Source organism: Variovorax paradoxus, assembly GCF_000834655.1.
GTDB classification, from domain to species: Bacteria; Pseudomonadota; Gammaproteobacteria; order Burkholderiales; family Burkholderiaceae_C; genus Variovorax; species Variovorax paradoxus_F.
Map to the genome: position 1 here is coordinate 50,199 of NZ_JXQQ01000033.1, position 20,527 is coordinate 70,725.

Genomic DNA, 20,527 nt, shown 5'->3' on the forward strand with positions numbered 1-20,527 from the left:
GGATCTCAGCTGGCCTCGCGGGCGCGCTTGGCCTCGTAGGCCTTGAGGTGGACGTAGGCGGTGCGCAGCACCGAGGGCACCGGCGAATCGCCTGAATTGCTTTTGGGCGCGCGGCCGAGGAGGTCGCCGACGATGTGATCGGCCTCGACCGCCGCGCCGCGCACGATGTCCTTGTACATCGATGCGGTCATCGGCGAGCCGGCCGTCGTCACCACGGCACGGCCGCGCTGGATGGCGGCGGGGCGCGGCGCGAAGCCGTTGTGCGCGGCGATGGCGCAGCACTCGTCGAAGATCGAGAGCGCCACGTCCTGCCCGCCGGCCGCGACGATGTCGCCGATGGAGGCGCGCATCAGGCTCGTGAGGCCCGCCGCTGAGGCGATGAAGACCCACTTCTCCCACATGTCCTGCCCGATGGTCTCGCTGGCGGTGGCGTCGAACTTCGCGCCCGCGAACTGGGCTGCGATCGCATCCACGCGCGCCGAACGCCCGCCGGCGCGCTCGCCGTAGCTCAGGCCGTGCATGTCGTTCAGGTGCAGCACGCGGCCGTCGTCGTCCAGCGTGGCCGAGATCATGCAGAGGCCGCCGAGCACGCGCTCGTTGCCGAAGCGTTCGGCCAGCTGGTCGATGTGCTTCATGCCATTGAGGAGCGGGAGGATCACGGTGTCCGGGCCGACCGCGGGCGCGAACGAATCCATCGTCGATTCGAGGTCGTAGGCCTTGCTGCCGACGACGACCACGTCATAGGGGCCGTCGATGTTCTCGGCCAGCACGTGCTTCGGTGCGGGAAGTTCGAGGTTGCCGAAGGGGCTCTGAACCACCAGCCCGGTTTTCGCGAGCTGCGCCGCGCGGCGCGGACGAAGAAGAAAGGTCACATCGCGCCCCGCCTCCAGCAGACGGCCGCCGAAATAACCACCGAGTGCACCGGCACCCACCACCAGGAATCTCATCGCGCATCACTCCGGAAATCAAGAAGATCGGAGCGATGATGCCCGCGTTCGCGCCGGCTCGCTCTAGGCAGTTTCCTTCTCCAGCAGGCGCTGTCGGGCAAAGGGGCGCAGGTCGAGGCCGTGGGAAATACCGCGGCCCAATACCCGGTCGGCAATGGCTTCGCCCAGGCCCGCCGAATGCTTGAAGCCGTGGCCGGAGCACGCCGAGGCGATCAGCACGTTCGGCAAGCCGTCGAGCGCATCGATCACGAAGCGGCGGTCGGGCGTCACGGTGTACATGCAGGCGCGGGCCTTGAGCGCGCGGCCGTCGATCTGCGGGAAGCGGCCGGCGACTCGTTCGCGGTACATCGCGGCGCTTTCCTCGGGGCTCACGCTGCGGTCGATCGTGTCGGGCGTGGTGGCGGCCACGTATTGCTCCGTTGCGACCTTGAGCGCCGGTTGCGCCGTGTCCGAAGACGGAAAGCCGTACATGTAGTCTTCCTGCCCGTCGCCGAACATCCAGATGAAGATCGGGAAGCGGCCGGGCGAGAAGTCGGCGGCGGCGCCGCCGGTGTCGAACCAGTGCATCACCTGCCGGTGTACTGAAAAGTTCGCTTGCCAGTCGGCGCGGGCCTGCCGTCCGAGGAATTCCGGCAGCCAGGCGCCCGCGGCGATCACGACGCGGTCGGCCGTGAAGCTGGCAGCATCGGTGCGCACGCGGACCGTGTCGCCGTTGCCGACCGGCTCGACGGACTGCACGCGTTCGCCGGTGCGCGTCTGCGCCCCCGAGGCGCGGGCCACCGCGAGCTGCGCGCCGATGGCGTCTTCGGGCCGCACGAAGCCGGCATCGCGCTCGTGGTAGCCGATCTCGTCGCCCTGCAGGTTGAACTGCGGAAAGCGCGCGCGGATGCCGGCTGCGTCGAGCACTTCGTGCGCGATGCCGAAGCGCTCGGCGGAGGCGATGGTCCGCCGCACGAAGTCGGATTTGCCGTGGTGCTCGGCCACGCGGTCGCGCGGCGCGAGGATGAGGCCGCCCGTGGTGGTCATGAGCGCCTTGCCGGTGCGGGCTTCGAGCTCGCGCCAGATCGCGTGCGAGCGCTGCACGAAGGGCACGTACTCGTCGCCTTCGCCGACCGCCAGGCGCGTGATGCGCGAGTCGCCGTGCGAGGAGCCCTGGTCGTGCGGCGGCGCGAACTGGTCGATGCCCAGCACGCGGGCCCCGCGCTGCGAGAGTTGGTAGAGCGTGGCCGCGCCGAGGGCGCCGAGGCCGACGACGATGACGTCGTAGTGAGAGTTCTGGGTCACGGTGGCGGGTGCGTCAGACGAGGTCCAGGTCCAGGAAGGCTTCCTTCACCTCGATCGGTTTGGGTATGAGCTTGAGCTGCGCGAACACGTCGGCCAGCCCCTGTTGCTCCTGGGCGATGGCCGGCGTGAGCGCGACCGCGCCATATTGGCGTCGTTCGGTCGCGAGCGCCAGTACCTTGGGCTCCACCTTCAGCTGCGGCGCCAGCGTGGCGACCACGTCGGCGGGATGCGCCTGCGCCCACTCGTTGGCCTTGCGCAGTTCGGTGAACACGGTGCGCAGCAGTTCCTGGTTGGCGCGTGCGAAGCCGGGCTGCGCGAAGTGGTAGGTGCGGTTGCCGCTGAGGCCCGTGCCGTCGAACAGCAGGCGCGAGTCGGTCGCCACCTGCGCGCCCGCAAGGAACGGGTCCCACAGGCCGATGGCCGCGACGCTGCCCGACTGGTAGGCGGCCACCGTGTCGGAGGCGGTGACGATGTAGACCGGATCGATGTCTTCGTAGCGCAGCCCCGCGGCCTCCAGCGCACGGATCAGCACGTACTGCGTGTTGTAGCCCCGGCCGGTGACCACCTTCTTGCCGCGCAGGTCGCGCACGCTGCGGATCGGCGATTCGCGCGGCACCAGGAAGCCGACGCCGCGGGGGTAGGGGCTTTCCGCCGCCAGGTAGGCAAGGCCTTTGCCGCTGGCCTGCTGGAACACGCCGATGCCATCGGAGGCATGGCCGAAATCGATGGCGCCCGCAGCCAGTGCTTCTGACAACTGGCTGCCGCCCAGGAACTCGGCCCACTCGACCTTCACGCCGCTGGGGGCGAGCGCCTTCTCCAGTTGGCCGGTGCCCTTGAGGATGTTGAGCGTGTTGAACTTCTGGTAGCCGATGCGCAGGAGCTTGGCGCGCGACTGGGCGAACAGCGGTGCGCAGGTCGCGATGGCCGCGGCACCGGCGCCGGCACGAAGAAGGAGGCGCCGCGACACGGCGGACGATGACAGTGGGTTGGGATGCATGGCGTTGGCGCGCGGTGCGCGGCAAAAGAAGTTGGCGGAAGGCCGGCGACTGTAGAGGCCGGCCGCATGCCGCGCCACGAAGCTTTTTTCATTAGTTCATGCCCAAGTCACGAGGGCATATGCAAGCGGAATCTGCTTCGTTGGCGCGGGCGAGCGTGCTGCCTAGAGTCGCGCCTTTCCATTTCCGAAGAGCAGGCATGACCCGCAGCAAATTCATCGTTTCGAGCTTGGCGCTGGCCGCCGGCTTTTTCGCATTCGGCAGCTCGGCCTGGGCCGACAAGCTGGACGACGTCAAGAAGGCCGGCGTGTTGCGCGTGGCCGCCTTCGACGGCAATCCGCCTTTCGGCTACATCGATCCGGCCAGCAAGAAACAGGTGGGCCACGACATCGACCTGGCCACCGACTTCGCCAGGAGCCTGGGCGTGAAGATCGAGCTGGTGCCGACCAACCCGGCCAACCGCATTCCGCTCCTGACCTCGGGCAAGGTGGACGTGGTGTTCGCGAGCTTCACCATCACCGACGAGCGCGCCAAGGCGGTGGACTTCACGACGCCTTACTTCCTGGTCGGCCAGCAGTTCCTGGCCAAGAAGGGCGTGCTGAAGGACGCCGCGCAGATCAAGGACATCCGCATCGGCACCGAGAAGGGCACGACGATGGAGGCCAACCTTCGCAAGAACTACCCCGACGCGAAGGTCGTGCTGTATGACGATTCGCCCTTCGCGCTGGCCGCGCTGCGCAGCGGCAACGTGCAGGCCATCACCAACGATGGCGTGAAGCTCACCGCCCAGTGGAATGCGATTCCCGACAAGGAAAAATACGAGATCCCGGCGATCACCGTGTCCAAAGAGTACCTGGGCGCCGCGGTGCCCAAGGGCGAGACTCGCCTGCTGGAGGCGCTCAACACCTGGCTGGCCGAGAGCGAGAAGAACGGCCGCGCGCTCGCGATCTACGACGCATGGTTCGGCCCGAACAGCAAGGCGCCGCTGCCGCGCCTCCTGAAGATCGGCGACCAGCGCGTGGCGGCCAATTGAGGTCGATGCCGCCTTGATCGACACCTTGCAGGCGCAGTTGCTCGCGCCTCGCTACATCGGCTGGCTGATCGACGGCTGGCTCACGACCCTGTGGGCCTCGCTGCTGGTGGCGGCGGGCGCCACCGTGCTGGGCCTGGTCATTGCCGCGGGCCGCTCGGCGAGCCGGCCCGCGCTGCTGCGCCTGTCGAGCGCGTATGTCTCGCTGTTTCGCAACACGCCGCTCCTGGTGCAGCTTTTCTTCTGGTACTTCGGTGCGCCCAGCGTGCTGCCCGAGGCGGCGCGCGAGTGGCTGTACGCGGGGCACGTGCTCTCGTTCGAATTTCTGTCGGCCCTGGTCGGGCTCACGCTCTACGCCGCGGCCTATGTGGGCGAGGACATCCGCTCGGGCATCCGGGGCGTGCCCGTCGGCCAGACGCTCGCCGCGTCGGCGCTCGGCTTCACGCGCGTGCAGGTGCTGGCGCAGGTCGTCCTGCCGCAGGCGCTGCGCATCGCGTTGCCGCCGCTCCTCGGGCAATACATGAACATCGTGAAGAACACCTCGCTCGCGATGGCGGTGGGTCTGGTCGAGCTCTCGTACGCCTCGCGGCAGGTGGAGGCCGAGACCTTCAAGACCTTCCAGGCCTTCGGCCTGGCGACGGCGCTCTACATCGTGACCATCGGCGCGATCGAGGTGCTGGCCGCGTGGGCGGCGCGGCGGCAGGCGTTGTCGCCGGCGCGCGCCACATGACGATGATCCAGACGCTGTGGGAGAGCCTTCCGTACCTGCTGTGGGGCGCGTTTCCGCAAGGCCCGCTCGGCGGCGCCGCGCTCACGCTCCTGCTGAGCGCGGGCTCGGGCATCGCCTCGGCGGTGCTCGGCCTGGCGTGGGGCATAGGGCTTGCCACGGCCACGGGCGCGTTCAAGACGGCGCTCGCGCTGGTCCTCGGGTTCTTTCGCGCGATCCCGGTGCTGATGCTGATCTTCTGGACCTACTTCCTGCTGCCGTTCGCGCTCCGCGTGAACGTGCCGGGCGTGCTGTCGGTGATGTGCGCGCTGTCGCTCGTGGGCGGCGCGTACCTTGCGCATGCGGTGCACGCGGGCATCCGCGGCATCGGTGCGGGGCAGTGGGCCGCGGGCCTGTCGCTGGGCCTCACGCGCTGGGGCACGCTGCGGCACGTGGTGCTGCCGCAGGCGCTGCGGATGATGCTGCCGTCGTTCGTCAACCAGTGGGTCACGCTGGTGAAGGACAGCTCGCTCGCCTACATCGTCGGCGTGGGTGAGCTGTCGTTCGTGGCCTCGCAGGTGAATGCGCGCACGATGATCTATCCGGCCGAGATCTTCATGCTCGTGGGCGCGATCTACTGGCTGATGTGCACCGCCCTGGACCGTATGGCGAACCTGCTGGCGCGGCGTGCGCAACGGGCCTCGCAACCGGGCGGTCAACGGCACAAGAGCTTTTCCAGAAAAGGTCATGGGCGATTCGCATAATCGCCCTCGCCAGTTCCATCCCCCCATTTCAAGGAGTTCATTCATGGCCCAGACCCGGATCGCCGTCGTAGTCGGCAGCCTTCGCAAGGATTCGTTCAACCAGAAGCTCGCGCTCGCGCTGGCCCACCTCGCGCCCTCGGACTTCACCTTCGAACACGTGCGCATCGACGACCTGCCGCTCTACAACCAGGACGACGACGGCAACCAGGCCCCCTCGGTCAAGCGCCTGAAGAGCGAAATCGCGGCCGCGCAGGGCCTCCTGTTCGTGACGCCCGAATACAACCGCTCGATCCCCGGCGTGCTGAAGAACGCCATCGACCACGCCTCGCGCCCCTATGGGCAGAGCGTCTGGGGCGGCAAGCCGGCCGGCGTGATCGGCGTCTCGGTGGGCGCCATCGGCACGGCGCTCGCGCAGCAGCACCTGCGCAACATCCTGGCCTACCTGGACGTGCCCACGATGGGCGCGCCCGAAGTGTTCCTGCAGGCCAAGGACGACCTGTTCGACGACAAGGGCCACGTCGGCAACGAAGGCACGAAGAAGTTCCTGCAGGGGTGGATGGACAAGTACGTGGCCTGGGTCAAGACCCATTCGGCGGCCTGACAACCGCGGCGATCGACGCCCATGAAAAAGCCGCCCCCACGGGGCGGCTTTCTTTTTGGAACAGGGCGCGTTCAGGCGACCTGGGCCACGTCCTTCTGGTTCGCGGCTTCAGCCGTCGCCACCAGGATGTCGGAGCGCGCGGCCGCCAGTGCGGAGGCCTTGGGCTCGTCGCCCATCGCCACGCCTTCGGCACGCACGATGCGCACGTCGGTGATGCCGAAGAAGCCGAAGACAACCTTCAGGTAGCTCTCCTGGTGCTCGGCGCCCTGGCCCCAGTCGCTGGTCGAATACACGCCGCCGCGGCTCGAAGCCACGATCACCGTCTTGCCGCCGGCCAGGCCCACGGGGCCGGTCTCGGTGTACTTGAAGGTGCGGCCGACCTGGCCGAGGCGGTCGATCCAGGCCTTGAGCTGGGTCGGGATCGAGAAGTTGTAGAGCGGGGCGCCGATGACGATCACGTCGGCGGCCAGGAACTGGCTCACCAGCTTTTCAGACAGCGCGTTCTCGCGTTGCTGGGCTTCGGTGGGCTCGGCTTGCGGGCCGGTCTTGATGGCCAGGGCGTCGGCGCTGAAATGCGCGGGGGCATCGACGGCCAGGTCGAGGTATTCGACGGTGGTGTCGGGATGCGCGGCCTTCCAGGCGGCCACGGTCTCGGCCGTCAGGAGGCGGGAGGTCGAATAGGCGCCCAGGATGCTGGAGTCGATGTGGAGCAGCTTCATATCAATCACTTTCGTGTGGATGGTGTCGGCGCTCAAAAGTGGCCGGCGATGGGAGAATTCTATTTTTGGGTCGAGTGGTTGATAAGTAGCCAAAATTTGCCTACATCGTCCTGTTTGCGGGACAATCGACACCATGCAAGACCTCAACGACATGGTTTTCTTCGCCGAAGTGGCCGAGCGCGGCGGGTTTGCCGCCGCCAGCCGGGCGCTCGGTATCCCGAAGTCGCGGCTGTCCCGCCGCGTGGCCGAGCTGGAAGAGCGGCTGGGCGTGCAACTGATGCAGCGCAGCACCCGGCGCCTGTCCCTCACGCCCGCCGGCGAGATCTACCTGCGCCATTCGGCCGCCATGCGCGATGCGGCACAGGCCGCGGCCGAGGCGGTGGCACAGGTGCAGAACGAGCCCAGCGGTCTGGTGCGCATCAGTTGTCCCATCACCATCGTGCATAGCGGGCTGGGGGAACTGATGCCGGTCTTCATGGCGCGCTATCCGGCGGTGCGAGTGGACATGCGGGTGATCAACCGGCCGGTCGACCTGATCGAGGAGGGCATCGACATCGCACTGCGCGTGCGGCATTCCATCGAGGACAGCGCGGTGCTGGTCGCCAAGACCTTCGGCTACAGCCGCGGCGTGCTGGTGGCGGCGCCGGCGCTGCTGGCTCGCCACGGATCGATCGAAACCCTGGCCGACCTCGGCAAGCTGCCCACGGCGGCGATGTCGGCCAACGGGGAAGGGCGCGGCGACTGGCGGCTCGAGGGGCCGGACGGCCAGAGCCACGTCCACTCCCATGCGCCGCGCTACGTGGCGGACGACCTCGTGACGCTGCAGCAGGGCGCGCTCGCTGGCATCGGGGCGACGATGCTGCCCGACTACATGTGCCGCGCCGACATCGATGCCGGCCGCCTGGTGCAACTGCTGCCGGGCTGGGGGCCGGCGCCGGTGGTGGCGCACATGGTGTTTCCGGCGCGGCGAGCGCTGGTGCCCGCGGTGCGGCGGCTGATCGACTTCCTGATGGAACACCTGCAGAGCGAGGATATGCGTATGTTCTAGGGGCTCCGGAGCCGCGCGCGCCCGTCGCGCACGACCCGAACCCTCGCTCCTTATGCGAAAAACGTCATATCCAAACAAGCAGATATTCGTTTGGCATTGAAGCCGGGGTTCGCACAATCCAGGGCTCCCATCCATCCCAGGAGCGACCATGGCTACTCTGCGACTCGGCGACACCGCCCCCAATTTCACCCAGGACTCCAGCGAAGGCCCCCTCGACTTCTACCAGTGGGCCGGCGATTCGTGGGTCGTGTTCTTCTCGCACCCGGCCGACTTCACGCCCGTTTGCACCACCGAGCTGGGCAAGACGGCGGCGCTGTCGGGCGAATTCGCCAAGCGCGGCGTCAAGCCCATCGCGCTGAGCGTCGATCCGGCCACCAAGCACAAGGAATGGATCGGCGACATCAACGAAACGCAGAACACCACGGTCAACTTCCCGATCATTGCGGACGCCGACCGCAAGGTGGCCGACCTGTACGACCTGATCCACCCGAACGCCTCGGCCACGGCCACCGTTCGCAGCGTGTTCATCATCGATCCGAAGAAGGTGATCCGCACCACCATCACCTACCCGGCATCGACCGGCCGCAACTTCGACGAGATCATCCGCGTGATCGATTCGCTGCAGCTCACCGACAGCCACAAGGTGGCCACCCCCGTGAACTGGAAGGACGGCGACGACGTGGTCATCGTCCCCAGCATCCAGGACCCGGCCGAGCTCGCCGAGCGCTTCCCCAAGGGCTTCAAGGCCGTGAGGCCCTACCTGCGCATCACGCCGCAGCCGAACAAGTAAGCGACGCAGGCGGCAATCGCAGATGCAGACGCGCGTCGTCATCGTGCCGGGCTGGAGGGATTCCGGGCCGGGCCATTGGCAGAGCCTCTGGGAAGAGCGCATTCCGGGCGCGGCCCGGGTGGTGCAGGACGACTGGGCCTCGCCCAAGCGCGACGCCTGGGTGCCGGCGCTCGCCAAGCTGGTGATGGAGACGCCCGGCCCGGTGGTGATCGCGGCGCACAGCCTGGGCTGCATCGCCACCGCGCATCTGCCGCCCGAGGCTGCCGCCCGCATCCAGGGCGCGCTGCTGGTGGCCCCGGCCGACCCCGAGCGCCGCGCCGTGCTGTCCGACTTCGCGCCCGTGCCTTACGCCGCGCTGCCGTATCGCAGCATCGTGGTGGCCAGCAGCAACGACCCCTACTGTCCCATCCGGCTGGCGGGTGCATATTCGCGCGCCTGGGGCAGTGAGTTCGTGCGCATGCAGAATGCGGGCCATATCAACATCGATTCGGGGCACGGAGACTGGCCGCTCGGCCTGGCCCTGCTGCAATCGTTGACCGACGAGCCCGCCGCCTGGCCGGCGGGCCGTGATTTTTCAGAAACCTTGGCAACCACATGACTTCCAGAATCAAGACCTTCGTCGCCGTGCTCGCGCTGGCGTCCTCCGCACTCGCCGGCAGCAGCGCCTTCGCCCAGGGCACGACGCTGCTGAACGCCTCGTACGACGTGGCCCGCGAGTTCTACAAGGACTACAACGCGGCATTCGTGGCGCACTACAAGAAGGCCACCGGCAAGGACGTGAAGGTCGACCAGTCGCACGGCGGCTCCAGCGCGCAGGCGCGTTCGGTGGCCGACGGCCTCGATGCCGACGTGGTGACCATGAACACCTCGACCGACATCGACTTCCTGGCCAACGCCGGCGTGGTCGCCAAGGACTGGACCAAGAAATTCCCCGAGAACGCATCGCCGACCACCTCGACCATGCTGTTCCTCGTGCGCAACGGCAACCCCAAGGGCATCAAGGACTGGGACGATCTGGTCAAGCCCGGCATCCAGGTCGTGATCGTCAACCCCAAGACCGGCGGCAACGGTCGATACGCCTACCTGGCCGCCTGGGGCTACATCAAGAAGAAGGGCGGCACCGACGCGCAGGCCGCCGAGTTCGTCGGCAAGCTCTTCAAGAACACGCCGGTGCTCGCACGCGGCGGCCGTGACGCCACCACCGCCTTCCTGCAACGCAACATCGGCGACGCGCTGATCACCTTCGAATCGGAAGTGGTCTCCATCGACCGCGAATTCGGCACCGGCAAGGTCGACTCGGTGTACCCCTCTATCAGCATCGTGGCCGAGAACCCGGTCGCCGTGGTCGAACGCACCGTCGCCAAGAAGGGCACCGGCGAACTCGCCAAGGCGTATCTGGACTGGCTCTATTCCGAAGAAGCGCAGGAAATCGCCGCCAAGCACGCGCTGCGTCCGCGCTCGCAGACCGTGCTCAAGAAGTACGCCGCGACGTTCAAGCCGCTGCAGCTCTTCACGGTACAAGAGCTGTTCGGCAGCTTGGGCGACGCGCAGAAGGTGCACTTCAACGACGGCGGCCAATTCGACAAGCTCTACACGCCCGGCGCGAAGTGAAGTACACCCCCAGTCTTCGCGCACTTCGTGTCGCTTCGCCAACCCCGTTGCAGGGGGCAATACCAGCGGGCCGGCAAAGCCGGTTCCGCGGTGTTTCGCGAAGGGACCGGCCGAATAACAACGGACCCTTCTCATCATGAGTGGTGTGACTTCTTCGGCGCTCCCAACTGCGGGAGCGCCTTTTTCGCGTGCCAACCGGGCAGGGGGCGCCAAGCGCGTGCTGCCGGGTTTCCACATCACGCTCGGCTTCTCGATTCTTTACTTGAGCCTGATCGTGCTGATCCCGCTGTCGGCGCTGGTCTTCCGGACCTTCACGCTGACATGGGACCAGTTCTGGGTGGCCGTGACCGCGCCGCGCGTGATGGCCTCCTACCGGTTGACCTTCGGCGCCTCGCTGATCGCCGCGCTCGTGAACGCGGTGTTCGGGCTGCTCGTGGCCTGGGTGCTGGTGCGCTACAAGTTTCCGGGCAAGCGCATCGTCGATGCGCTGGTCGACCTGCCGTTCGCACTGCCCACGGCCGTGGCCGGCATCTCTCTCACGGCGCTGCTCGCGGGCAACGGCTGGATCGGGCAACTGCTCGAGCCGCACGGCATCAAGCTGGCTTTCACGCCGGCGGGCATCGTGATCGCGCTGATCTTCATCGGGCTGCCGTTCGTGGTGCGCACGGTGCAGCCGGTGCTGGAAGATGCTGAGAAGGAACTCGAAGAAGCCGCCACCTCGCTCGGCGCGACGCGGCTGCAGACCTTCACCAAGGTGATCCTGCCGTCCATCGGCCCCGCATTGCTCACCGGCTTTGCCATGGCCTTCGCGCGCGCCATCGGCGAATACGGCTCGGTGATCTTCATCGCCGGCAACATGCCGATGATCTCGGAGATCACGCCGCTCATCATCATCGGCAAGCTGGAGCAGTACGACTACGCGGGCGCCACCGCGGTCGCGCTGGTGATGCTGGTCATCTCGTTCCTGCTGCTGCTGGTCATCAATGGCCTGCAAGCCTGGCAACGCCGCAGGGCAGGGGGCTGAAGAAATGTTGCACTCCCCCCGTCTTCGCGCACTTCGTGTCGCTTCGCCAACCCCCTCGCCGGGGGCAACACCAGCAGTCCGGCAAAGCCGGTTCTGCGGTGTTTCTTCGCGCAGGCCCGTCTGGAGCCATTCATGAGCGCACCTTCCAAGATCATCCGCCGCGCGCAGGCCGGCACCACCGAGGCGGCTTGGGTCCGCTGGACGCTGATCGGCATTGCGCTCGCGTTCATGTTCCTGTTCCTCGTGCTGCCGCTGGCGGCCGTGGCGACCGAGGCGCTGCGCAAGGGCGTCTCGGCGTACCTGGAGGCGCTGAAGGAACCCGACGCCTGGAGCGCGATCCGCCTCACGCTGATCACGGCCGCCATCACGGTGCCGCTGAACCTCGTGTTCGGCGTGGCCGCGGCCTGGGCGATTGCCAAGTTCGAGTTCCGCGGCAAGGCCTTCCTCACCACGCTGATCGACCTGCCGTTCGCGGTGTCGCCGGTGGTGGCGGGCCTGATCTACGTGCTGGTGTTCGGTGCGCAGGGCTGGCTGGGCCCGTGGCTCGCCGAGCACGACATCAAGATCATCTTCGCCGTGCCCGGCATCGTGCTGGCCACCGTGTTCGTGACCTTCCCGTTCATTGCGCGCGAACTCATTCCGCTGATGCAGGCGCAGGGCACCGACGAGGAGCAGGCGGCCATCGTGCTCGGCGCGACCGGCTGGCAGACCTTCTGGCGCGTGACGCTTCCCAACATCAAGTGGGGGCTCCTGTACGGCGTGATCCTCTGCAACGCGCGCGCCATGGGCGAGTTCGGCGCGGTGTCGGTGGTGTCCGGCCACATCCGCGGCCAGACCAACACCATGCCGCTGCACGTGGAAGTGCTCTACAACGAATACCAGTCGGTGGCCGCCTTCGCCGTGGCCTCGCTGCTGGCGATCCTGGCGCTGGTCACGCTGGTGATCAAGTCGGTGATCGAGTGGCGCCACGAGCGCGAGATGAAGGCCATTGCCGAACTGCCGCCCGAGCGTCCCCCAGAAGCCACGGCCGCCTGAGAGAAAGAAGAAATCATGAGCATCGAAATCCGCGACATCAGCAAGCAATTCGGCGACTTCCGCGCGCTGCGCAACGTGAACCTCGACGTGGAATCGGGCGAGCTCGTCGCGCTGCTCGGCCCCTCGGGCTGCGGCAAGACCACGCTCTTGCGCATCATCGCGGGGCTGGAGACGGCCGACACCGGCAGCATCCTTTTCTCGGGCGAGGACACCACCGACGTGCATGTGCGCGAGCGGCAGGTGGGCTTCGTGTTCCAGCACTACGCGCTGTTCCGCCACATGACCGTGTTCGAGAACGTCGCCTTCGGCCTGCGCGTGAAGCCGCGCAAGGAGCGGCCGAGCGATGCGCAGATCAAGGCCAAGGTGACCGACCTGCTCAAGCTGGTGCAGCTCGACTGGCTGGCCGACCGCTATCCGTCGCAGCTGTCCGGCGGCCAGCGCCAGCGCATCGCCCTGGCCCGTGCGCTGGCGGTCGAGCCCAAGGTGCTGCTGCTGGACGAGCCTTTCGGCGCGCTCGACGCCAAGGTGCGCAAGGAACTGCGCCGCTGGCTACGCCGGCTGCACGACGAACTGCACGTCACCTCGATCTTCGTCACGCACGACCAGGAAGAGGCGCTCGAAGTGGCCGACCGCGTGGTGGTCATCAACAAGGGGCAGATCGAGCAGGTCGGCTCGCCGCAGGACGTGTGGGACAAGCCCGCGAGTCCTTTCGTCTACGGGTTCCTCGGCGACGTGAACCTCTTCCACGGCCGTGCCGACAACGGCCAGGTGCAACTGGACGGCATGCGCCTGGATTCGCCCGAGCACAGCGGCGCGCGCGATGCCAAGGCCATGGCCTACGTTCGCCCGCATGACCTGGATGTGACCCGCTACCTGCCGGGTGCCACCGGCATCGTCGCCACGCTGTCGCGTGCCATCGTGGTCGGCCCGATCGCGCGGCTGGAACTTGAGCCCACCGAATCGAATCCTGATAATCCGGGCTCCGGAACCATCATCGAGGCGCAACTTCCTGCGCAACAGTTCCGTGACCTGGGCTTGAAGGAGGGCGACACCGTCGTCGCCAATCCGCGCAAGGCCAGGGTGTTCGTAGAAGAAGATTGGGTGTCTCCTTGATCGATTGGTACTTCGGCGCGCCGCGCCGCGCGCTCGGGCTGATCTGCCTGGCCTGTGTCCTCATGCTGGCCTTCGGGCTCTACCTTCAGCACGTGGTGGGGCTGGAGCCCTGTCCCATGTGCATCGTGCAGCGGTATGCGCTGGTGCTGGTGGCCCTCTTCACCGGGCTGGCCGCCATCTTCCGCAACCGCGCGCTGCAGGTGACGGGCGGGGTGCTGGCGCTGGTCTCGGCGGTGGGCGGCGCCTACACGGCGGCCTCGCAGAGCTGGCTGCAGTGGTATCCGCCCGAAGTCGTGTCCTGCGGGCGCGACCTCTACGGGATGATCGAGACCTTTCCGCTCAAGCGCGCGCTGCCGCTCATCTTCCGCGGCGGCGGCGACTGCTCCAAGGTCGACTGGTCGCTGTTCGGCCTGACGCTGGCGAACTGGTCGTTCGTCGCGTTCGTGGTTCTCTCCCTGCTGCTCATCACGCTGCTCCTGCGCCGCCGCACCGCGCGCTGAGTTCCTTTTTCTTCTGCATCTGCCACGGCGCGGTCCGCTGTCCCTGAACGGGACGGCGGACCGCGCCGTTTTCAGTGGAACTCAGGGGGAAGAATGCCGCGAAATGGCCTTTCGAGGGAACTCCGCCTTTAGCGGATCTTCAGAATGCAAGGCTAGGATCAAGCCCGCTCGAACAGCAGCACCCTTCACTTTCACCTCACTGCATGCCCAACACCCCTCCACGGCGATCGCGCAAGCTCCTTCTCGGTATCGCAGCGCTCGTCGTCCTGGCCGTCATCGCCTTCTTCTGGCTGAGTCCGGCCAAGAAAACCGAATACCTCACCGCCACCGTGCAGCGCACCGACCTCGAAAACGCTGTGCTGGCCACCGGCGTGCTGCAGGCGCTCAGGCAGGTGGAAGTGGGCGCGCAGGTCAGCGGCCAGCTCAAGTCGCTCAAGGTGGTGCTGGGGCAAACGGTGAAGAAGGGCGACTGGCTCGCCGAGATCGATCCGGTCATCTCGCAGAACACGCTGGCCCAGGAGCAGGCCAAGCTGGAGAACCTGCAGGCGCAGAAGCTCGCGAAGGAGGTGCGCGTGAAGCAGGCCGAGCTCACCTGGGCTCGGCAGCGCGAAATGCTTGCGCAGGACGCCGCGCCGCGACAGGACATGGAAAGCGCCGACGCCGAGTTGCGCGCGCTGCGCGCCGACGGCGTTTCGCTGGACGCGCAGATCCGCCAGCAGAAGCTCGCCATGGCCTCGGCGCAGACCAATCTTTCGTACACCCGCATCGTCGCGCCCATCGATGGTGACGTGGTTTCCATCAACACGCTCGAGGGCCAGACCGTGGTCGCCGCCTTCCAGGTACCCACGCTGATGAAGCTGGCCGACCTGTCGACCATGACCGTGAAGGCGCAGGTGTCGGAGGCCGACGTGGTGCGCGTGAAGGCGGGGCAGCCGGTGTACTTCACCATCCTCGGCGACCCCGACAAGCGCTACCACGGCACGCTGCGCGCGGTGCAGCCCTCGCCCGAGAAGATCAACAACGCGGTGTTCTTCAACGCGCTGTTCGACGTGCCGAACCCCGACCGCACGCTGCGCGTCGACATGACGGCGCAGGTGGCCATCCTGCTGGGCGAGGCAAAGCAGGCGCTCACGGTGCCGCTCACCGCGCTCGGCGCGCGCGACAAGGACGGCCGCCAGGAAGTGCGCGTGCTCAAGCCCGACCAGACGGTTGAAAAGCGGCAGGTGCGCGTGGGCATCAGCAACAACTTCCAGGCGCAGGTGCTCGAGGGGCTCAAGGAGGGCGACACCGTCATCACCGGCGATGCCTCGGCGCTCGATCCGGTCAGCAGCGGCGAAGGCGGCGGCAACAGAGGAAGGCGCCAGTGACGGAGCCGCTGCTGAAGCTGCGCGGCATCGGCCGCAGCTTTCCTTCGGGCGAGCAGGAAGTGCAGGTGCTCAAGGACGTCGACCTGGACATCGGCAACGGCGAGATGCTGGCCATCGTCGGCGCCTCGGGCTCGGGCAAGTCGACGCTGATGAACATCCTCGGTTGCCTCGACCGGCCCAGCAGCGGCACCTACACCGTCTCGGGCCACGACGTGGGCACGCTCGACAGCGACGCGCTTGCCCAACTTCGCCGCGAGCACTTCGGCTTCATCTTCCAGCGCTACCACCTGATGCAGCACCTGACGGCCGCGGGCAATGTCGAGGTGCCTGCCGTGTATGCCGGCACCGAGGGCGTAGCGCGCGATGCGCGGGCGCGGCAGTTGCTCGCGCGCCTGGGCCTCGCAGACCGTACCGAGCACCGGCCGAGCCAACTCTCGGGCGGCCAGCAGCAGCGCGTGAGCATCGCGCGCGCGCTGATGAATGGCGGCCAGGTCATCCTGGCCGACGAGCCGACCGGCGCACTGGACAGCAAGAGCGGCCAGGAGGTCATCGGCATCCTGCGCGAACTGCATGCGCAGGGCCACACGATCATCATCGTGACGCACGACATGCAGGTGGCCAGTTGCACCGAACGCATCATCGAGATCGCCGACGGCGTGATCGTGGGCGACAGGCCCAATGTGCCGACGATCGCGGCGCCTGCGCAGGCGGTCGGGACCGATGCATCGACACCGCCCCCCATGACCAGGCCCAAGCTCGGCATCGCGAGCCTGAGCACCGGCTGGGCCCGCTTCGCCGAGGCCTTTCGCATGGCCTGGCGCTCGATGATGGCGCACCGCATGCGCACGGCGCTCACCATGCTGGGCATCGTGATCGGCATCACCTCGGTGGTGTCGATCGTGGCCATCGGGGAGGGCGCCAAGCGCTTCGTGCTGGCGGACATCCGCGCCATCGGCACCAACACGCTGGACGTGTACCCGGGCCGCGACTTCGGCGACGACAAGGCCGCGAGCATCCGCACGCTGACGCCGGCCGACCTGGAGGCGATCGCCGCGCAGCCCTATGTGCACAGCGTGACGCCCACCGTCGTGCGCAGCCTGCGCCTGCGCTACCGCAGCGCCGACGTCAACGGCAACGTGAGCGGCGTGAGCGATGCCTTCTTTCGCGTGCGCGACATCCAGATGACCAGCGGCACGGCCTTCACCGCCGCCGACGTGCGCCACCAGGCGCAGGTGGTGGTGATCGATGCGAACACGCGGCGCAAGCTTTTCCCGGACGGCACCGACCCGGTCGGCAAGGTCATCCTGGTCGGCAATCTGCCGTGCACGGTGATCGGCGTCTCGCAAGAGAAGAAAGCCATGTTCGGCGAGAACAAGACGCTCAACATCTGGCTGCCCTACAGCACCGGCGCGAGCCGCCTCTTCGGGCAGCAGCACTTCGACGGCATCACCGTGCGCATCCGCGACGACCAGCCGACCAAGGCGGCCGAGGACAGCATCGTGCGGCTGCTTACCCTGCGCCATGGGGCCAAGGACTTCTTCACCTTCAACATGGACAGCATCGTGAAGACGGCCGAGCGCACGAGCCAGTCGCTCACGCTGCTGCTGTCGCTGATCGCGGTGATCTCGCTGGTGGTGGGCGGCATCGGGGTGATGAACATCATGCTGGTGTCGGTGACCGAGCGCACCCGCGAGATCGGCATCCGCATGGCCGTGGGCGCGCGGCAGAGCGACGTGCTGCAGCAGTTCCTGACCGAGGCGGTGCTCGTGTGCCTGGTCGGCGGCTTCATCGGCGTGCTGCTGTCGTATGGCATCAGCTTTCTGTTTTCGCTCTTCGTGACGCAATGGCAAATGATCTTTTCGATGGGGGCCGTGGTGTCGGCTTTTCTGTGCGCCTCGCTGATCGGCGTGTTGTTCGGCTACCTGCCGGCGCGCAATGCGGCGCGGCTCGATCCGATCGAGGCGCTGGCTCGTGAATAGCGCGCGCCTTGCCCTGAGTTCGCTCGCGACGGTGCTGGCGCTGGGTGGCTGCACGCTGTTCCAGCCCGAGCGGCGGGAGCAACGGCCGCTGGAGGTGCCGCAGGCGTGGCAGCAGCCGCAACCCGGCACGCCGAGCGCGGCCGCGGTGTTTCCGGCCCGATGGTGGCGCGCGTTCAACGATCCGCAGCTCGACGCGCTGATCGACGACGCGCTGCGCACCAACAACGACCTTGCCGCGGCCGGCATTCGCGTGCAGCGCGCGCAGTTGCAGGCGGGCCTGGCGAACACCAACCTCACGCCGGGCGTGGTGGGGCAGGCCAGCACCGGCCGCAGCTACGACCTCCAGCGCGGCAGCGTGGCCGGATCGAGTTCGTCGTCGGTCATCACGCTGAGCTATGAGCTCGACCTGTGGGGCCGGCTCGCAGCGCAGCGCAGTGCCGCCGACTGGGAACTGAAAGCCACCGAGTCGGACCGGCAGGCCACGGCGCTCTCGTTGATCGGTACGACCGCAGGGCTCTACTGGCAGGTGGGCTACCTGAACCAGCGCATCGCGCTCAGCGAAGCGGGCATGGAAGACGCGCGGCGCATCCTCGCGCTGGTGCGTGCGAAATATGCGGCGGGCGCGGTGTCGGGACTCGACGTTGCGCAGGCCGGGCAAAACCTGGCGAGCCAGGAGGCGGCACATACGCAACTGCTGCAGCAGCGTGTCGAGGCACGCCATGCGTTGGCGATCCTGTTCGACCGTCCGCCGGAAGCCGCGGCGCAGGAGCCGTCGCAACTGCCGAACATCGAACTGCCCGCGATCGATGTCGGTCTGCCCGCCAGCCTGCTGAGCCGCCGGCCCGACCTGCGCGCCGCGGAGCAGCGCCTGCGCGGATCGCTGGCGAACGTCGATGCAACGCGCACCAGCTTCTATCCGGCGCTGAGCCTGACCGGCTCGCTCGGCACGACGAGCACGGCGCTGGGCGAGCTGTTGAAGAATCCGGTCGCCACGCTCGGTGCGGGCCTGGCATTGCCTTTCCTGCAGTGGAACACCGCACGGCTGACCGTGGCCGTGTCGCAGGCGCAGTACGAAGAGGCCGTGCTCGGGTTCCGCCAGGCGCTCTACACGTCGCTGTCGGAGGTGGAGAACACCTTGTCGTCGCGAACGCAGTTGCGTGAGGAGAGCGGGAAGCTGGTGGTGGCGCTGCAGCAGGCGCAGCGCGCGGAGACTTTGTCCGAAGTGCGCTACCGCGCCGGCGCCACCGCGCTGCAGCCCGTGCTCGACGCCAAGGACAGGCGCCGTTCGGCCGAGGTGTCGCTGGCCCTCAATCGCTTGAACCAGCTCAATGCGACGATGACGCTCTACAAGGCGCTGGGTGGTGCGAGTGGTGCGGGTGGTGCCGGTGGTGCCGGTGGTGCCGGTGGTGCCGGTGGTGCCGGTGGTGCGGCGGCCGGTCAGTCCTGAAAGGGCGGCGCTCCGCGGAGCTTGCGAAGAATCAACGCGGGCAGTCGCAGGACGAATTCGACCATCAGCCGGGCGTGCATCCACGTCAGCAGCACGTTGTCGCGCCCGTAGCGGAAGTGCGAAACCCCGCCTTCCTCGGCCGTCAGGTACTTCACCGGCGCATCGATGTTCACAGGCTTGACGCCGCGCCAGGCGAGGCGCACGACCGCTTCGGTGTCGAAGTCGAAGCGCCGCATCCAGGGCTGGCGCGCCATCACGGCGATCAGGTCCGCGATGGGATACACGCGGAAGCCGTAGAGCGAATCGCCGATGCCGGCAAACAGCGTCTCGAGTTGCGTCCACCCGTTCGACACGCGCCGCCCGCGCACCCGCAACAGCGGCGCGCTGGCATCGAACACGGGCCGCCCCAGCACCATCGTCTCGGGCCGGGCCAGCGAGGCCTGCATGAAGGAGGGGATCAGGTCGGCCGGATGCTGTCCGTCGGAATCCATCGTCAGCGCATGCGTGAAGCCGGCGTCCTTCGCCAGGCGCAGCCCGTGCAGCACGGCGGCGCCCTTGCCCTGGTTCTGCGGCAACACCCACACGCGCAAGCCCGGATCGCTGGCGGCCATCTGCTGCAGGCGCTCGCCCGTGCCGTCGTCGCTGCCGTCGACCACCACCCACACCGGGTTCCACTGCGCCCGCGCGCCCTCGACCGTCGAGAACAGGCGTTCGCCCGCGTTGTAGCTGGGAATCAGGACAAGGTGTGTGCGCGAGGCGTCTGGCATTCGGGGGACGCGTCGGTTGCGCGCTGTTCCATGTGTTGGCGAAAGTATTGTTCGAGATCGGCTTGCAGGATGTCGCTGTCGGGCGTCGGCGAGAAGCGCTGGCCCAGCCTGAGGGTGAAGACGATCGGCAGCGGCGGCACGCGCCACAGCGGCCAGCCCTTGCTCAGATACGGTGAGTCGGTGTCGATGAACACCGTCTGGATCGGCGCCTGCGCGAGCTTGGCGATCAGCGTCACGCCGGGGCGAAACGCGTTGAGCGGGGGCGTCACGGTGCGCGTGCCCTCGGGAAAGATCACCAGCTGCCCGCCGCTGCGCAGGTCGTTCACCGCCAGCCGCACCATCGTGCGCGCCGATTCGTTGCTGATGTAGCGCGCGAGCCGGGCTCCGGCCCCCAGGAAGATGTTGCGCAGCAGGTCGGCCTTCATGATGCAGGCGCTGCGCGGAAGGCGCGCCACCAGGAGCAGCGCATCGAGCATCGTCGGGTGGTTGGCCACGAAGATCACCCCGGGCTCGTTGCGCATCGGGTCCAGGCAGGCGGCGTCGATGCGCATCATGCCGGTCACGGAGGCGAGCCACCAGAACATGCGGTAGGCGAGGGCGATCGTCATGCGGCCCAGCGTTCGGGCGGGCCCCACCGGCATCAGCGGATAGAGCAGCATCGCGACGAAGTTCCAGACCAGCGAAATCAGTCCGAGGAACAGCAGCAGCGCGTAGAGCATCAGCGCGAGCGGGATCGCCCAGAGAATGCGCAGCACGCGGGTCATCATGGAGGAATGAATGGTCGGCCCCGGTCGGTCGAG

Annotated in this window: 21 protein-coding genes; 15 read left to right on the forward strand and 6 right to left on the reverse strand. The window is 67.5% G+C overall.

Features of this window, described 5'->3' with window-relative positions; all coding sequences use genetic code 11:
• Positions 1-5: 5 nt before the first annotated feature.
• The 3 genes from panE to RT97_RS15625 form a co-directional block, all read right to left on the reverse strand.
• Positions 6-947, reverse strand: a complete 942-nt coding sequence (gene panE / locus RT97_RS15615) for a 2-dehydropantoate 2-reductase (protein ID WP_042579706.1) — start codon at positions 945-947, stop codon at positions 6-8.
• Between the two features lie 63 nt (positions 948-1,010).
• On the reverse strand, positions 1,011-2,231 hold the full coding sequence (solA, locus tag RT97_RS15620; RefSeq protein ID WP_042579707.1) for an N-methyl-L-tryptophan oxidase: 1,221 nt from the start codon (positions 2,229-2,231) through the stop codon (positions 1,011-1,013).
• 13 nt (positions 2,232-2,244) lie between these two features.
• Complete coding sequence (locus RT97_RS15625; RefSeq protein ID WP_042579803.1) at positions 2,245-3,228, reverse strand: aliphatic sulfonate ABC transporter substrate-binding protein; 984 nt, start codon at positions 3,226-3,228, stop codon at positions 2,245-2,247.
• Between the two features lie 197 nt (positions 3,229-3,425).
• Between RT97_RS15625 and RT97_RS15630 the strand changes: the two genes are divergently transcribed.
• Genes RT97_RS15630 through RT97_RS15645 form a run of 4 tightly spaced genes read left to right on the forward strand, consistent with a single transcriptional unit; the run spans position 3,426 to position 6,327 of the window.
• Complete coding sequence (locus tag RT97_RS15630; protein ID WP_080898313.1) at positions 3,426-4,259, forward strand: ABC transporter substrate-binding protein; 834 nt, start codon at positions 3,426-3,428, stop codon at positions 4,257-4,259.
• A 13-nt stretch (positions 4,260-4,272) separates the two neighbouring features.
• A complete protein-coding gene (locus tag RT97_RS15635; RefSeq protein ID WP_253278238.1) occupies positions 4,273-4,986 on the forward strand; it encodes an amino acid ABC transporter permease in 714 nt (237 codons plus the stop codon).
• The gene (locus tag RT97_RS15640) at positions 4,983-5,726 is read left to right on the forward strand and encodes an amino acid ABC transporter permease (protein WP_042579806.1); all 744 of its coding nucleotides are present in this window, start codon (positions 4,983-4,985) and stop codon (positions 5,724-5,726) included. Before RT97_RS15635 ends, RT97_RS15640 begins: the two co-directional genes overlap by 4 nt.
• A gap of 43 nt (positions 5,727-5,769) precedes the next feature.
• On the forward strand, positions 5,770-6,327 hold the full coding sequence (locus RT97_RS15645) for an NADPH-dependent FMN reductase (RefSeq protein ID WP_042579708.1): 558 nt from the start codon (positions 5,770-5,772) through the stop codon (positions 6,325-6,327).
• 71 nt (positions 6,328-6,398) lie between these two features.
• On the opposite strand, the gene RT97_RS15650 is transcribed toward RT97_RS15645, so the two are convergent.
• Positions 6,399-7,046, reverse strand: coding sequence for an FMN-dependent NADH-azoreductase (locus RT97_RS15650; RefSeq protein ID WP_042579709.1), 648 nt, complete (start codon positions 7,044-7,046; stop codon positions 6,399-6,401).
• Between the two features lie 133 nt (positions 7,047-7,179).
• Between RT97_RS15650 and RT97_RS15655 the strand changes: the two genes are divergently transcribed.
• The 11 genes from RT97_RS15655 to RT97_RS15705 all read left to right on the forward strand — a co-directional run bounded on the left by RT97_RS15655 (position 7,180) and on the right by RT97_RS15705 (position 18,960).
• Positions 7,180-8,094: a LysR family transcriptional regulator gene (locus RT97_RS15655; RefSeq protein ID WP_042579710.1), complete on the forward strand. Its 915-nt coding sequence runs from the start codon at positions 7,180-7,182 to the stop codon at positions 8,092-8,094.
• 148 nt (positions 8,095-8,242) lie between these two features.
• Positions 8,243-8,884, forward strand: a complete 642-nt coding sequence (locus tag RT97_RS15660) for a peroxiredoxin (RefSeq protein WP_042579711.1) — start codon at positions 8,243-8,245, stop codon at positions 8,882-8,884.
• A gap of 22 nt (positions 8,885-8,906) precedes the next feature.
• Positions 8,907-9,482 (forward strand): RBBP9/YdeN family alpha/beta hydrolase, encoded by a 576-nt coding sequence (locus RT97_RS15665; protein WP_042579712.1) that lies wholly within the window; start codon positions 8,907-8,909, stop codon positions 9,480-9,482.
• Complete coding sequence (locus tag RT97_RS15670; RefSeq protein WP_042579713.1) at positions 9,479-10,495, forward strand: sulfate ABC transporter substrate-binding protein; 1,017 nt, start codon at positions 9,479-9,481, stop codon at positions 10,493-10,495. The genes RT97_RS15665 and RT97_RS15670 overlap by 4 nt, the downstream gene beginning before the upstream one ends.
• Before the next feature lie 136 nt (positions 10,496-10,631).
• Complete coding sequence (cysT, locus tag RT97_RS15675; protein ID WP_042579714.1) at positions 10,632-11,519, forward strand: sulfate ABC transporter permease subunit CysT; 888 nt, start codon at positions 10,632-10,634, stop codon at positions 11,517-11,519.
• A gap of 132 nt (positions 11,520-11,651) precedes the next feature.
• The gene (cysW, locus tag RT97_RS15680; protein WP_042579715.1) at positions 11,652-12,554 is read left to right on the forward strand and encodes a sulfate ABC transporter permease subunit CysW; all 903 of its coding nucleotides are present in this window, start codon (positions 11,652-11,654) and stop codon (positions 12,552-12,554) included.
• 15 nt (positions 12,555-12,569) lie between these two features.
• The gene (locus tag RT97_RS15685; protein WP_042579716.1) at positions 12,570-13,667 is read left to right on the forward strand and encodes a sulfate/molybdate ABC transporter ATP-binding protein; all 1,098 of its coding nucleotides are present in this window, start codon (positions 12,570-12,572) and stop codon (positions 13,665-13,667) included.
• Positions 13,664-14,167: a disulfide bond formation protein B gene (locus RT97_RS15690; RefSeq protein WP_042579717.1), complete on the forward strand. Its 504-nt coding sequence runs from the start codon at positions 13,664-13,666 to the stop codon at positions 14,165-14,167. The genes RT97_RS15685 and RT97_RS15690 overlap by 4 nt, the downstream gene beginning before the upstream one ends.
• A 203-nt stretch (positions 14,168-14,370) precedes the next feature.
• Positions 14,371-15,534, forward strand: a complete 1,164-nt coding sequence (gene macA / locus RT97_RS15695; protein ID WP_042579718.1) for a macrolide transporter subunit MacA — start codon at positions 14,371-14,373, stop codon at positions 15,532-15,534.
• Positions 15,531-17,513, forward strand: a complete 1,983-nt coding sequence (gene macB / locus RT97_RS15700) for a macrolide ABC transporter ATP-binding protein/permease MacB (protein WP_042579719.1) — start codon at positions 15,531-15,533, stop codon at positions 17,511-17,513. The genes macA and macB overlap by 4 nt, the downstream gene beginning before the upstream one ends.
• Positions 17,506-18,960, forward strand: a complete 1,455-nt coding sequence (locus RT97_RS15705; RefSeq protein WP_080898314.1) for an efflux transporter outer membrane subunit — start codon at positions 17,506-17,508, stop codon at positions 18,958-18,960. The genes macB and RT97_RS15705 overlap by 8 nt, the downstream gene beginning before the upstream one ends.
• On the opposite strand, the gene RT97_RS15710 is transcribed toward RT97_RS15705, so the two are convergent.
• Together RT97_RS15710 and RT97_RS15715 are read right to left on the reverse strand one after the other, a co-directional pair.
• The gene (locus tag RT97_RS15710) at positions 18,951-19,727 is read right to left on the reverse strand and encodes a glycosyltransferase family 2 protein (RefSeq protein WP_042579720.1); all 777 of its coding nucleotides are present in this window, start codon (positions 19,725-19,727) and stop codon (positions 18,951-18,953) included. The genes RT97_RS15705 and RT97_RS15710 overlap by 10 nt on opposite strands.
• Positions 19,694-20,494 carry a lysophospholipid acyltransferase family protein gene (locus tag RT97_RS15715; protein WP_253278239.1) on the reverse strand — a complete coding sequence of 267 codons (801 nt, stop codon included), beginning with the start codon at positions 20,492-20,494 and terminating at the stop codon, positions 19,694-19,696. Before RT97_RS15715 ends, RT97_RS15710 begins: the two co-directional genes overlap by 34 nt.
• Positions 20,495-20,527: the final 33 nt, after the last annotated feature.

Coding starts and splice junctions, on each gene's coding strand:
- panE (WP_042579706.1), bottom strand. CDS start 947: ATGAGATTCCTGGTGGTGGGTGCCGGTGCACTCGGTGGTTATTTCGGC.
- RT97_RS15625 (WP_042579803.1), bottom strand. CDS start 3,228: ATGCATCCCAACCCACTGTCATCGTCCGCCGTGTCGCGGCGCCTCCTT.
- RT97_RS15630 (WP_080898313.1), top strand. CDS start 3,426: ATGACCCGCAGCAAATTCATCGTTTCGAGCTTGGCGCTGGCCGCCGGC.
- RT97_RS15640 (WP_042579806.1), top strand. CDS start 4,983: ATGACGATGATCCAGACGCTGTGGGAGAGCCTTCCGTACCTGCTGTGG.
- RT97_RS15645 (WP_042579708.1), top strand. CDS start 5,770: ATGGCCCAGACCCGGATCGCCGTCGTAGTCGGCAGCCTTCGCAAGGAT.
- RT97_RS15650 (WP_042579709.1), bottom strand. CDS start 7,046: ATGAAGCTGCTCCACATCGACTCCAGCATCCTGGGCGCCTATTCGACC.
- RT97_RS15655 (WP_042579710.1), top strand. CDS start 7,180: ATGCAAGACCTCAACGACATGGTTTTCTTCGCCGAAGTGGCCGAGCGC.
- RT97_RS15660 (WP_042579711.1), top strand. CDS start 8,243: ATGGCTACTCTGCGACTCGGCGACACCGCCCCCAATTTCACCCAGGAC.
- RT97_RS15665 (WP_042579712.1), top strand. CDS start 8,907: ATGCAGACGCGCGTCGTCATCGTGCCGGGCTGGAGGGATTCCGGGCCG.
- RT97_RS15670 (WP_042579713.1), top strand. CDS start 9,479: ATGACTTCCAGAATCAAGACCTTCGTCGCCGTGCTCGCGCTGGCGTCC.
- cysT (WP_042579714.1), top strand. CDS start 10,632: ATGAGTGGTGTGACTTCTTCGGCGCTCCCAACTGCGGGAGCGCCTTTT.
- cysW (WP_042579715.1), top strand. CDS start 11,652: ATGAGCGCACCTTCCAAGATCATCCGCCGCGCGCAGGCCGGCACCACC.
- RT97_RS15685 (WP_042579716.1), top strand. CDS start 12,570: ATGAGCATCGAAATCCGCGACATCAGCAAGCAATTCGGCGACTTCCGC.
- macA (WP_042579718.1), top strand. CDS start 14,371: ATGCCCAACACCCCTCCACGGCGATCGCGCAAGCTCCTTCTCGGTATC.
- RT97_RS15710 (WP_042579720.1), bottom strand. CDS start 19,727: ATGCCAGACGCCTCGCGCACACACCTTGTCCTGATTCCCAGCTACAAC.
- RT97_RS15715 (WP_253278239.1), bottom strand. CDS start 20,494: ATGATGACCCGCGTGCTGCGCATTCTCTGGGCGATCCCGCTCGCGCTG.